The sequence below is a fragment of the Cellulomonas sp. PSBB021 genome, from assembly GCF_002240455.1.
GTDB lineage: Bacteria > Actinomycetota > Actinomycetes > Actinomycetales > Cellulomonadaceae > Cellulomonas > Cellulomonas uda.
This window is the reverse complement of sequence record NZ_CP021430.1, coordinates 1,202,399-1,214,082: the sequence shown is the minus strand read 5'-3', so window position 1 is coordinate 1,214,082 and position 11,684 is coordinate 1,202,399. Positions and strand designations below refer to the sequence as shown.

Sequence of the window (11,684 nt, the reverse complement as noted above, 5' to 3'; positions counted from 1 at the left end):
GTCGGCGCGGTGAAACAGCGGGAGGCACGTCACACCTGCGCGTCCCGGTGCCCGGCCGTGCCGGCTGCCCGTCCCGCGCTCAGTGCACGAGTGCGGGTGCGCCGAGCGTGCGCTCGACCGCCCGGCGCACCACCGCGGCGTCGTCGTCGCCGCGCGCCCGCCAGCCCATCTGCTCGACCGCGCCGTTGCCGCGCCGCCGCACGTGCGCGAGCTGGCGCTCGACCGCCTCGAGGTCGCCGTTCTCGACGAGCGCGTCCCGCACGTGGTCGACGAGCTGGTCCACGACGTCCATCGCGGGCGCCGGACGCCACGTCAGCGGGCTCACGAGGTCGCCGGACAGCCCCGAGCGTGCCGCGCGCCACGCCGCCGTGCGCAACAGCTCGGCGCGCACCGGGTGCTCGTCGCGCGGGCTGCGCACCGCCGTGTCCGCGAGCGCGCGCACGAGCGCGGCCTGCAGCGCCGCGTCGCCCGCGTCCAGGCACACGTCCGCGATGCGCACCTCGACGGTGGGGTAGCGCTTGGACAGGCGGGCGTCGAAGTACAGCATGCCGTCGTCGAGGATCGTCCCGGACGCGAGCAGCGACTCGACGACCTCGCGGTACGTCGCCGCGTCGCCGAACGGAGCGGTCGGGCCCGCGGTGGGCCAGCGACCCCACACCTGCGAGCGGTACGACGCGTACCCGCTCGCCACGCCCTGCCAGGACGGGCTGTTCGCCGAGAGCGCCAGGAGCACCGACGTCCACGGGCGCAGGTGGTCCAGCACGACGACGCCCTCGTCGTCGTCGGACACGCTCACGTGCACGTGGCACCCGCACGTGAGCTGCTCACGTGCCGTCAGCCCGAACCGTGCGCGGATCTCCTGCGCGCGCCGGTCGGGGATGACGGTGGGGTCGACCGCCTGCGGCGCGGTGCCGAGCGCGGCGATCCGCACACCGGCGGCCTGCGCGACGGAGTCGACGCGCTCACGTCCCGCACGGACCTGGTCGAGCAGCTCGTCCAGGTCCGTGCACGGGTGCGTGGACGTCTCGACCTGCTCGCTCTTGAACTCCTTCTCGACGTCGCCGCCGGGCACCGCGGTGCTCGTGAGCTCGCGGGCGGCGATGCCGAGCACCGCCGGCGACTTGCGCTGCCGGCTCGCCCTCGGGCGTGACCAGCAGGTACTCCTCCTCGACTCCCATGGTTCGCACGCGGCAAGTCTCGGGTCAGATCGTCGTCGCGGCGACCCGAACGGCCGCATGCGGGCGGGTGACGGGCGCGTCCACCTGACGGGCGACACGCGGGAGCGCGACCACGGCCCGTATGCGCGCTGACCAGGCACGTCGCAGAGTGTGACGTGGGCCACACCGTCGTGCGGTGGACAGGTTGCCCGAAGTGTCCGTTAGCGTCGCATGTGTTCCGCACGGGGCCGGCAGGACGACCACGGTCACCCGCCCGCCCCCGTGCACCGGCGCCACCGCTGCCGTCGAACGGCACCGGTGGGCCACCCTCCGGTCGTCGTGCCAGACCGACGGAGGGGGCCCCACATGACCACCACGTTCGACCGGCTCGTGCTCGAGCCACGGCGCACCGACGAACCGCTCGCGCGCCCGACGCGCTCCACCGAGACGCAGGCGGCCCAGAGCCCCTCGCTCGTCCTCATGGTCCTGCTCGCGAGCGCGGGCATCGTCGTCTACGCCGTCTTCCTGCTCAACCCGGACAACCGCGGCGACTGGCTGCCCTACAGCATGGTCATCGCCGCCGAGACGGTGCTCGTCGTCCACGCGCTCCTCGCGATGTGGACCGTCCTGTCCGCGGGCCACGACCCGCGCGGCTTCACGTTCCACCACGCGCAGGACCGCCTGTACGACGTCGCCGAGATCATGCGCGACAGGGTCGAGAACCGACCGCAGGACTGGCAGGTGTACCTCGCCGACCGGCCCGTCACCATCGACGTGCTCATCACGACGTACGGCGAGGACCTCGACACGATCCGCAGGACCGTGACCGCCGCGGTGGCCATGCAGGGCCGCCACCGCACCTGGGTGCTCGACGACGGCCGGTCCGACGAGGTGCGGGACCTGGCCGCCGAGCTCGGCGCGCGCTACGTGCGCCGGCTGTCCAGCAACGGCGCCAAGGCCGGGAACATCAACCACGCGCTGTCCATCGCGCGCGGCGACCTGTTCGCCGTCCTCGACGCCGACTTCGTCCCGCACCCGACGTTCCTGCACGAGACCGTGCCGTTCTTCGCCGACGACCAGGTCGCGTTCGTCCAGACGCCGCAGACGTACGGCAACCTGCACACCGTCATCTCGAAGGGCGCCGCGTACATGCAGGCGGTCTTCTACCGGTTCATCCAGCCCGGCCGGAACCGGTTCAACGCCGCGTTCTGCGTCGGCACCAACGTGGTGTTCCGGCGCGCGGCCATCGACTCGGTCGGGGGGATCTACTCCGACTCCAAGTCCGAGGACGTGTGGACCTCGCTCATGCTCCACGAGAAGGGCTGGCGCACGGTGTACATCCCCGACGCGCTCGCGGTCGGCGACACCCCCGAGACCATCGAGGCGTACTCCAAGCAGCAGCTGCGCTGGGCGACCGGTGGCTTCGAGATCATGCTCACGCACAACCCGCTCTCGCGGCGTCACCCGCTCACCCTCGACCAGCGCCTGCAGTACACCGTGACCGCGACGCACTACCTCACGGGCATCGCACCGCTGCTCCTGCTGCTCGTCCCACCGCTGCAGATCTACTTCGACCTGACCCCGATGAACCTCACCATCACGCCGCTGACCTGGGTGCTCTACTACGCGGGCTTCTACGTGATGCAGATCTTCCTGGCGTTCTACACGCTCGGGTCGTTCCGCTGGCAGGTCCTGCTGCTCGCCTCGGTGTCGTTCCCCATCTACACGCGCGCGCTGGTCAACGCGCTGCTGCGCCGCGACCAGGCATGGCACGTCACCGGCTCGAAGGGCGCGTACCGCTCGCCCTTCGCGTTCATCACCACGCAGGTGCTGTTCTTCGAGCTCCTCGCCATCACGACCGCCGTAGGGATCTGGAAGGACGTCTCCAACGGCTACCCGAGCCTCGCGGTCGCGTGGAACGCGACCAACACGCTCATCCTCGGCGGGTTCGTCGTGACCGCGTGGCGCGAGGGACGCGCCGGACGGCGGGCCGCGCGCGAGCACGCGGCGGCCGAGCGAGACATGCACGTGCGCGAGGGGTCCCTCGCGCTGACGACGGGAGGTGCGGCATGACCTGGCGCGTGCGGTTCAAGCTCTTCGCGGGGACGGTCCTCGTGCTGCTCGTGGCGGCCTACGCCACCTACCACGTGAACGAGACGCGCGGCACGGCCGTCAGCGACTCGGCGCAGATCCTCGGGGAGACGTACGTCGTCGGCACCCCGTACGCCGGCCTCGTCGTCGCGCAGAAGGTCGCCGTCGGCGACGTCGTGTCCGAGGGTGACCCGCTGTTCGTCATCGACTCCGCCGCGCTCGACCGCGACCTGTCGCTCGGCACGGTGAGCACCGCGGGGCAGGCGACCACGATCGACGTCGACGGCAACCTCGTCGTCCTCGCGACGCAGGACGGCACCGTCACGGACGTCGCCGCGCAGTCCGGCACGTTCGTCTCCGCCGCGGACCACCTGGCGACCGTGCAGATCGCCGGGTCGCTGTACGTGCAGGCCGAGTACACGCTCACGGCCAAGGAGTACGCCCGCGTCCCGGAGGACGCCGCGGTGACGATCGAGCTGCCCAGCACCGCGACCCTGCGCGGCACCGTCGAGCGGGTGCAGGTCACCACGGTCGGCGGCAAGGCGCTCGCGCTCGTCACGGTCGGGTCCGACGAACTTGTCGACGGCGAGGAGAACGGCCTGGTCGGGTCCGGGACCCCCGTGACCGCGAGCATCTCCCTGCGCAACGACGGGGTGGTGACGACCGTCTCGCACGCCGTGACCACCTACGTCCGGGGGGTGTTCGGGTGACGCGGCGCTGGTGGCTCGTCCTCGCGCTCGTCGCCCTGGTCGCGGTCGTCACGGGGGGTGTCGCGGCCCTCGTGAGCGACCGGGACCGCGCCGCGGCGACCAGCGGCGGTGCACCCGGCCCGCCGGACGCGCGCGTCCCCGCGCTCGACACGGCGGCGCTCGTCGCCGACGTCCCCGCGCGTGACGTGGCACGGCTCCCCACCGCGCGCGTCGCGGACGGGGTGCTGCCGCAGACGAACCGCTGGTACAGCGGCCTGGTGTTCGGCGACGAGCCCGTGTTCGCCCAGCCCCTGTCGTTCCAGCTCACCGACGCGGGCTTCACGCTCGGGCTGCCGAAGCCCGTCGCGACGGAGAAGACGATCGCGGGACCGCACGTCCCCGCGCTCACCGTCGACGTCGGCGCGGCGTCCGCCGTCGTCAGCGCGGCCGACCCCGTCGCGGTGACGATCGACCTGCTGGACGAGTCGGGTGAGGTGCTCGGGCACGTCGCGCTCGCGGAGGGCTCGCCCGTCGTGACGTTCACGGCCGCACGCGACGTCACGGTCCGGACCGACGGCGGACTCACGGCGACGCCCGACGGCCCGGCCGCCGCGCAGGGCGACGTGGCGGGAGCGGTGTGGGCGCTCGCGGCGCCGGGCTTCGACGCGGGTGCCACCTCGCTCGCCCGCGGCGAGGTCGCGGGCTGGTACGCCCTGCCGGACGGGCCGAGCGCGGCGGCGCAGGACGCGTTGGCCGCCGCCGCCCGGCATCCGGTGGAGTCCGTCGACGTGACCTACGGCGTCGACGACGAGCACGCCCGCACCACCCTCACGTACCGGACCCGCGGCGGGGCCGGCGCCTACGTGCTGTCCCCGCACCACCGCGCGGGTGACCAGCCCGCGCGCACCGGATGCGGGCTGGGGGAGTACGCGTCCGTCGGCGGGCCGCTCGAGCTGTGCGCGGGCTCGGTGCTGTCCGCGTACGCGCCGACGGTCGCCCCCGCGGGTGTCCCGGACGTCCGTGAGGCGTCCGACGAGCAGCGCAGCGCGATCCTGGCCGCACTCGAGCAGGACGTCGCCGCGACGCCCGCCTTCCCGTCCGACACCTACTTCGGTGGCAAGGCGCTGTTCCGGGCCGCCACGCTCGTCGTGCTGGGCGAGCAGCTCGGTGCGGACGACGTGGTCGCCGACCTGCGGGCCACGACGGCCGACGCGCTGCGCGAGTGGGCGCAGTCCGACGGCTGCACGCAGCGCGACGCCCGCTGCTTCGTCTACGACCCGACGGCCCGCGCCGCCGTCGGCCTGCAGGCGTCGTTCGGCTCCGACGAGCTCAACGACCATCACTTCCACCACGGCTACCTCCTGGCCGCCGCGGGCCTGCTCGCGGCCGACGACCCCGCGCTCGCCGACGACCTCGGTGTGCTCGACCTGCTCGCGGCCGACGTCGCCAACCCCACGGCGAGCAAAGAGCTCCCGCAGCTGCGCTCGTTCGACCCGTACGCGGGTCACTCCTGGGCCTCGGGACCCTCGCAGTTCGCCGACGGCAACAACCAGGAGTCCAGCTCCGAGGCGGTCAACGCGTGGAACGGCCTCGGGCTGTGGGCCCGCGCGACGGGTCAGGACGCGCTGCTGGTGGAGGCGACGTGGCTCGCCTCGACCGAGTCCCTGGCGGCGCGCACCTACTGGACCGCGCCGGACCTGGCGTGGGCGCCGGGGTTCACGCACCAGGTCGTCTCGCTCGTGTGGGGCGGCAAGCGTGACTACGCCACCTGGTTCAGCCCCGAGCCGGCCGCGATCCTCGGTATCCAGCTCATCCCGATGGGCCCGGCACAGCGTGCGCTCGCCACCGACGTGGACCCGCAGCGGATCCGCGCGGCCGTGGACGAGGGAGGTGCGGACGGGACGGCGACCACGTTCGGCGGCTACCTGCTCGCGTACCTCGCGCTCGCCGGTCCCGACGACGCCGCCACGGCGTGGGAGCGCCTGCGCGCGGTCCCCGACGACGCGATCGACGACGGCACGTCACGCGCTGCGCTGCTCGCCTTCGTCTCCGCGCTCGGCTGACGGCTCGACCCCTGCCACGACTGACGGCTCGACCCCTGCCACGACCGACGGCTCGACCGGCGCCTCGACCGACGGTGGTCCGCTCGGCGGACCCTTCTCCCAGGACGCGACCGGACCCGGCACGACGACGAAGGAGGGGTGGGCGCGCAGACGGGCGGCGCGCAGCGCGTGCGCGGCCGCGGGGTCCCGCACGTCGAGCTTGGCGAGCAGGTGCGCGCGCTCGTACGCGAGCTGGCCCTCGGTCACGACGAGCAGCGTCGTCACGTCGCGGGGCAGCTCGGCGTGACGGCGCACGGCGATCCGCATCCGGTCGAACCGGTAGCCGCGCGCGTCCGCCTCGTCGGCCAGCGCCTCGAGGTACGTCCCGACCGCGGCCAGCGGCACCCGGGCGGCGCGGAACCGCTCGAGCTGCGGGTGGCGGCCGTAACCGCCCTCGGGCCGCCGCAGGGCCGCCTGCGCGAGGAGACCCTCGCGCCAGCAGGCGACCAGGCCCACGCGGTCGAGGTGCTCGGGGTGCACGGACCAGAGCCTCACGACCCGCCCCCGACGACGTGCGCGAGGATCAGGCCCTGCGTGACAGCGAAACCCGCGACCAGGTTAAGCCACAGGAAGCGCCGCCAGCCGCGGTTGGCGCTCTCGCACTCCTCGTCGGTCACGTCCCGGAACGGCGCGACGGACACGAGGTAGGCGACCGGCACCGCGGCCGCCAGCGCGGTGGGCCAGCCCGCGGTGAGCAGGAGCACCGCCGCGAGCCCGTAGCCCGCCATGGCGAGGCGCACCGTGCGGCGTGCCCCCAGGACGGTCGCGACCGAGCCGATCCCCGCCCCGCGGTCGGCGCGCACGTCCTGCACCGCACCGAAGGCGTGCGACGCGCAGCCCCACGCGGTGAACGCCAGGAGCGTCGCGACGACGGGCCACGTCCAGGCTCCGCCGGCCGCGGCGACGCCCACCACCGCGGGTCCGACGAAGTGGCTCGCGGACGTCACCGAGTCGACGCCCGGCCGTTCCTTGAACCGCAGCCGCGGTGCGGAGTAGGCGACGACCGTGAACACGCACAGAGCGAGCGGCACGAGCGCCCACGGATGCCCCGCCACGACGGCCAGCACGGCGAGCGCGACGAGGAACGGCGCGTTGCTCGCGACCGCGGCGACCACCGTCGTGCGGTGCCACCGCGTGTCCAGCACGACGCCCTCGACCCCACCCTTGCGGGGGTTCGCGAGGTCCGACTCGTGGTCCCACACGTCGTTCAGCCCGTACATCAGCAGGTTGTACGGCACCAGGAAGTACAGCGTCCCGACGACGAGCAGGGTGTCGACCGAGCCACCCGCGAGCAGGTACGCGGCGGCGAACGGGTACGCGGTGTTGATCCAGCTCAGCGGACGGGAGGACCCCACCACCTGGCGGAGCCCGGCGAGTGCCTCGCTCCCGGGGGTGGTGGCGCGGGGGGTCACGGCGGTCACGCGCGGGCCTCCGTGGTCCGTCGGTCGGTGGTGAGCGCGAGCAGGGACGGCAGCGCGAGCGCCGCCGCGAGCGGCCAGGCGAGGTCCTCGACCGGGGCGCGGCCCACGCGGGGCCCGAGCAGCGCGGCCTCGTCGTAGCGGAACAGGTCGGCGGCGATCATCAGCGAGTCGAACACCACGGTCAGCAGGCACAGCGCGGCCGCGGTCAGCCCCAGCACCGCGAGCAGCCGCGCGGGGCGCCGGCCGCGGCGCGGCTCGGTCGCCACCGCCCACACGGCGACGGCGGCGCACGCCACGACCACGCCGACCCCGAGCCCCGCGTACGTCATGACGCCACCTCGCGCGCGCGGGCGTCGTCGGACGGCACGTGCGCACCCGCGTCGGTGCGCGGCCCGTCGTCGGTGCGGCGCGAGCGCCGGGGTGCGCCGCCGACGAGCCGCTCGGCCCCGCCGGCCGCGACGAGCGTGACGTACGCGAAGAACACGACGAACACCACCTCCTCGAGCGGCAGGTGCGGTGCGAGCCACACACCGAGCAGAGCGGGGGAGTCACCCCGCCCGTAGAACCCGGCCCGGATCGCGACGACGTCCCACAGCAGCAGCAGCGCCGCGGCGGCCGACCCGACGGCGACCGTACGCGCGCGCGACCGCGGGTGCCACAGTGCGAGCCGCCAGCGTCGGTCGAGGAGCGCGACACCAGCGCCGGCCGCGAGCAGGCACAGCAGGTACGCACCCCTCATGCGGCGACCTCGCGCAGCCGCGCGGGGACCGGCAGAGGTCCCGTGGACGTGTCGCCGCGCAGCCGCTTGACGACGAGCTCGGCGCTGATGAGGCACATCGGCAGCCCGATCCCGGGCACCGTCGACCCGCCCGCGTACAGCAGCCCCGCGACCCGGCGGGACGCGTTGCGCCCGCGGAAGAACGCGCTCTGGCGCAGCGTGTGCGCCGGCCCGAGCGCGCTGCCGCTCCAGGACGAGAGGTCGCGTGCGAAGTCGGCGGGGCCGACCGTCCGGCGCACGACGACGCGCGAAGCGAGATCCGGCACCTGCGCCCAGTCGGCGAGCGTCGCGATCGCGGCGTCCGCGACGGCCTCGACGGCCGCGTCGCCCGAGCCCGCGATCCCGCCGGCGCCGATGGTCGGGTCGGCGGGCACGGGGACGAGCAGGAACAGGGTCTCGTGGTCGTCGGGGGCGACGCCGGGGTCGGTGCGCGAGGGTGTGCAGACGTAGAACGAGGCCGGGTCGGGCACGCGACGGCCCGCGCCGAAGATCGCGTCGAAGTTCGCGTGCCAGTCCCGGGTGAAGGCGAGCGTGTGGTGCGCGAGGGCCGGGAGACGACCGCGCACGCCCAGGTGCACGAGGACGGTGCCGAAGCCGGGGTCGCGCGAGTCCCACCACCGCTCGGGGTACGTCGCGAGCTCGGGCGGCAGGATCCGCGTCTCGAGGTCGTGCAGGTCGCCCGCACCGACGACGACGTCCGCGGCGAGCCGCTCACCGTCGGCGAGGTCCACGCCGACCACCCGGGCCCGGACCCCGCGGCGACCGCGCTCCGGGACGGTGGCGACGCCGCTGACCCGCGTGCCGGTGCGGACGCGCACGCCGGCGGCGGTCGCGGTGCGCACGAGCGCGTCGACGACCGCGCCGAAGCCCCCGCGCGGGTACAGCACGCCCGCCTCGAGGTCGGCGTGGCTCATGAGGTGGTACAGCGACGGTGCGCGGTCGGGCGACGTGCCCAGGAACACGGCCGGGTAGCCGAGCACCTGACGGGCGCGCTCGTCGGCGAAGCGCGCGGCGACGAACCGTTCGAGCGACGTGCCGAGGAGCCGGGCCAGCCGGGGGGCGCGTCGGACGACGTCACGCCCGACGAGTCCGCGCGGGCTCGCGAACGTCGTGTACAGGAAGTGCCGCAACGCGAGGTCGTACGCCTCGCGCGACGAGCGCAGGTACGCGTCGAGCCGCGCGCTCGAACCGGGCTCGAGCGCCTCGAACGCCTCGTGCGCGCGGCCCGTGCGCACGTCGACGGCCGGGGCAGCGCCCTCGCCCTCGCGCGGCTCGAACAGGACCCGGTAGGCCGGGTCCAGGCGGACCAGGTCGAGCTCGTCCTCGGCGCTCGTGCCGCACAGCCGGAAGAAGTGGTCGAAGACCTCGGGCATGAGGTACCACGACGGCCCGAGGTCGAACGTGAACCCCTCGTGCTGCCACGTCGCCGCGCGCCCACCCACGTGGTGCTGCTGCTCGACCACCTCGACGTCGTAGCCCTCGCGCGCGAGCAGCGCCGCGGTCGCGAGCCCCGCGACACCGGCGCCGATCACCACCGCGCGCCGGCCGGCCCCGTTCATCGCCACCCCGCGGGCAGCAGCGTGCGGGCGACCACGAGCGCCTTGGTCGGTGCGGGCACACGGACCCGCTCGGCCGCGATCCGCTCCGCGGGGGTCGCGCGCAGGCGGGCCGACAGCGCGGCGAACAGGTCGTGCGCGGCCCGCACCCCGCGCCGGCTGGACCGGGGGAGCGCGGCGACTCCCGCGGCGGCGGCGGCCAGGTCGGCGTCGACGTCGTCGAGGAGCGCGTCGCGCTGCGCGTCCGTCAGCGCGTGGGGGTCCAGCCCGGGCACGTACGCGCGCCCGAGGTCGTCCCTGTCGGCGGCGAGGTCACGCAGGAAGTTGACCTTCTGGAACGCGGCGCCCAGGCGGCTCGCGGCCGGCGCCAGGCGCTCGTAGCCGTGCGCGCGCATCTCGTCGTCCGCGTCGGGCGCGGCGACGAACACCCGCAGGCACATGAGCCCCACCACCTCGGCGGACCCGTGCACGTAGGTCGCGTAGGAACGCTCGTCGTGACGCGAGGCGTGCAGGTCGGTGCGCATCGAGGCGAAGAACGGGCGCACGAGGTCCGGCCCGATGCCGTGCTCGCGGGCCGTGTGGGCGAACGCGTGCACCACGAGGTCGGTCGCGAAGCCGGTGCGCAGCGCCGTCAGCGTCTGCTCCTCGAGCGCGTCGAGGTAGGCGGCACGCTCCTCGGCCGTGAGCGCCAGGTCGGGGGCGTCGACGATCTCGTCGGCCACGCGCACGAGCGCGTAGATGACGCGGACGTGACCCCGCACGGGCTCGCGCAGCAGGCGTGTGGCACGGCCGAACGACGTCGAGTACTCGCCGACGACCGTCGACGCGGCGGTCGCGGCGGCGTGCGCGTAGCGCTCCGCCCCGCCGTGCGGGACCTGCGCTCGGGCCGAGCCGCGCGTCATGCCGCGACCCGCGGGTCGTCGACGACGAGGGCGAGCAGGGCCGCGAGGACGTCGTCGGGCAGCCCGGCGTCGCGCGCGACCTCGCGCGCGGCCTCCAGGTGCTGGGCCGCGAGGTCCTCGACGAACGCGCGCGAACCGCACCGCACCAACGCGACGCGTGCGGCGTGCGCGCGCTCGGCGGTCAGCGCGGGGTCCCCCAGGGCGGCCGCGACCACCGGCCAGGAGTCCGTCGTGCGGGCGTGGGCGATCAGGGCGGTCACCTTGCCCTCGCGCAGGTCGCCGAGCGCGCTCTTGCCCGTCACGTGCTCGTCGCCGAAGACGCCGAGCAGGTCGTCGTGGAGCTGGAACGCCACCCCGACGAGGCGACCGGCACGGTCGAGCGCCGCGACGACGTCGGCAGGCGCCCCCGCGAGCAGCGCACCCGCGCGCAGGGGCAGCGCGAAGGAGTACGCGGCGGTCTTGAGCTCGGCGACCTGCAGCGCGTCCCCGACGGTCGGCCGGTCCACGCGCAGCGCGAGGCGCACGTCCGCGAGCTCGCCCGCCGCGGACAGCGCGACCGTCTCGTCGAGCAGGTCGAGCAGGGCGGTGACCACCCGGGACGGGGCGGGCGCGGTGGCGAACGCGCGGGTCGCCGCGACGAGCGCGAGGTCGCCCGCGAGGATCGCTGCCGCGCGCCCGTACCCGTGGGCCGCGCCCTCGTCGGCGCCGGCGGACCGGGCGCGGGCCGTGAACGTCCCGGCCACGTTGGGCCGCCCTCGGCGCACGTCGTCGCCGTCGATGACGTCGTCGTGCACGACGAAGGCCGCGTGCAGCAGCTCCACGGCGTCGGCGACGTGCGTGGCGGCGCGGACGTCGGTGCCGCCGAACGCGCGGTACGCCGCGTGCACGAGGTGGGGGCGCACGCCGCGCCCGCCGCGGGTCGCGTCGCCCGCGGCCGTCCAGAGTGCCTGTGCGTGACCGTCGTGGGCGAGCACGCCGGGGCCCGCAC

The 11,684-nt window shown here is 74.9% G+C and carries 11 protein-coding genes; 3 read left to right on the top strand and 8 right to left on the bottom strand.

The features are described from left to right. Window positions 1-79: 79 nt before the first annotated feature. Window positions 80-1,111 (bottom strand): glutamate--cysteine ligase, encoded by a 1,032-nt coding sequence (locus tag CBP52_RS05490; protein ID WP_369826308.1) that lies wholly within the window; start codon window positions 1,109-1,111, stop codon window positions 80-82. 412 nt (window positions 1,112-1,523) lie between these two features. On the opposite strand from CBP52_RS05490, the gene CBP52_RS05485 reads away from it, so the two are divergent. From CBP52_RS05485 to CBP52_RS05475, 3 genes are read left to right on the top strand one after another with little or no spacing between them, the layout of a single operon-like run. Continuing rightward, window positions 1,524-3,230: a glycosyltransferase gene (locus CBP52_RS05485; protein ID WP_094180141.1), complete on the top strand. Its 1,707-nt coding sequence runs from the start codon at window positions 1,524-1,526 to the stop codon at window positions 3,228-3,230. Further along, entirely contained in the window at window positions 3,227-3,958 is a 732-nt protein-coding gene (locus CBP52_RS05480; protein WP_094180140.1) for an HlyD family efflux transporter periplasmic adaptor subunit, read from the top strand. The genes CBP52_RS05485 and CBP52_RS05480 overlap by 4 nt, the downstream gene beginning before the upstream one ends. Further along, entirely contained in the window at window positions 3,955-6,000 is a 2,046-nt protein-coding gene (locus tag CBP52_RS05475; RefSeq protein ID WP_094180139.1) for a glycosyl hydrolase, read from the top strand. Before CBP52_RS05480 ends, CBP52_RS05475 begins: the two co-directional genes overlap by 4 nt. Here the strand turns inward: CBP52_RS05475 and CBP52_RS05470 are convergent. Genes CBP52_RS05470 through CBP52_RS05440 form a run of 7 tightly spaced genes read right to left on the bottom strand, consistent with a single transcriptional unit; the run spans window position 5,959 to window position 11,670 of the window. Further along, window positions 5,959-6,519: a pyrimidine dimer DNA glycosylase/endonuclease V gene (locus CBP52_RS05470; protein WP_369826307.1), complete on the bottom strand. Its 561-nt coding sequence runs from the start codon at window positions 6,517-6,519 to the stop codon at window positions 5,959-5,961. The genes CBP52_RS05475 and CBP52_RS05470 overlap by 42 nt on opposite strands. Window positions 6,520-6,530: 11 nt before the next feature. Next, on the bottom strand, window positions 6,531-7,460 hold the full coding sequence (locus CBP52_RS05465; RefSeq protein WP_369826306.1) for a prenyltransferase: 930 nt from the start codon (window positions 7,458-7,460) through the stop codon (window positions 6,531-6,533). After that, window positions 7,457-7,789, bottom strand: coding sequence for a lycopene cyclase domain-containing protein (locus tag CBP52_RS05460; RefSeq protein WP_094180138.1), 333 nt, complete (start codon window positions 7,787-7,789; stop codon window positions 7,457-7,459). The genes CBP52_RS05465 and CBP52_RS05460 overlap by 4 nt, the downstream gene beginning before the upstream one ends. Further along, window positions 7,786-8,199, bottom strand: a complete 414-nt coding sequence (locus tag CBP52_RS05455; RefSeq protein WP_094180137.1) for a lycopene cyclase domain-containing protein — start codon at window positions 8,197-8,199, stop codon at window positions 7,786-7,788. Before CBP52_RS05455 ends, CBP52_RS05460 begins: the two co-directional genes overlap by 4 nt. Beyond that, window positions 8,196-9,797 carry a phytoene desaturase family protein gene (gene crtI / locus CBP52_RS05450; protein WP_094182189.1) on the bottom strand — a complete coding sequence of 534 codons (1,602 nt, stop codon included), beginning with the start codon at window positions 9,795-9,797 and terminating at the stop codon, window positions 8,196-8,198. The genes CBP52_RS05455 and crtI overlap by 4 nt, the downstream gene beginning before the upstream one ends. After that, entirely contained in the window at window positions 9,794-10,696 is a 903-nt protein-coding gene (locus tag CBP52_RS05445; RefSeq protein ID WP_094180136.1) for a squalene/phytoene synthase family protein, read from the bottom strand. Before CBP52_RS05445 ends, crtI begins: the two co-directional genes overlap by 4 nt. Next, a complete protein-coding gene (locus CBP52_RS05440; protein ID WP_094182188.1) occupies window positions 10,693-11,670 on the bottom strand; it encodes a polyprenyl synthetase family protein in 978 nt (325 codons plus the stop codon). Before CBP52_RS05440 ends, CBP52_RS05445 begins: the two co-directional genes overlap by 4 nt. Window positions 11,671-11,684: the final 14 nt, after the last annotated feature.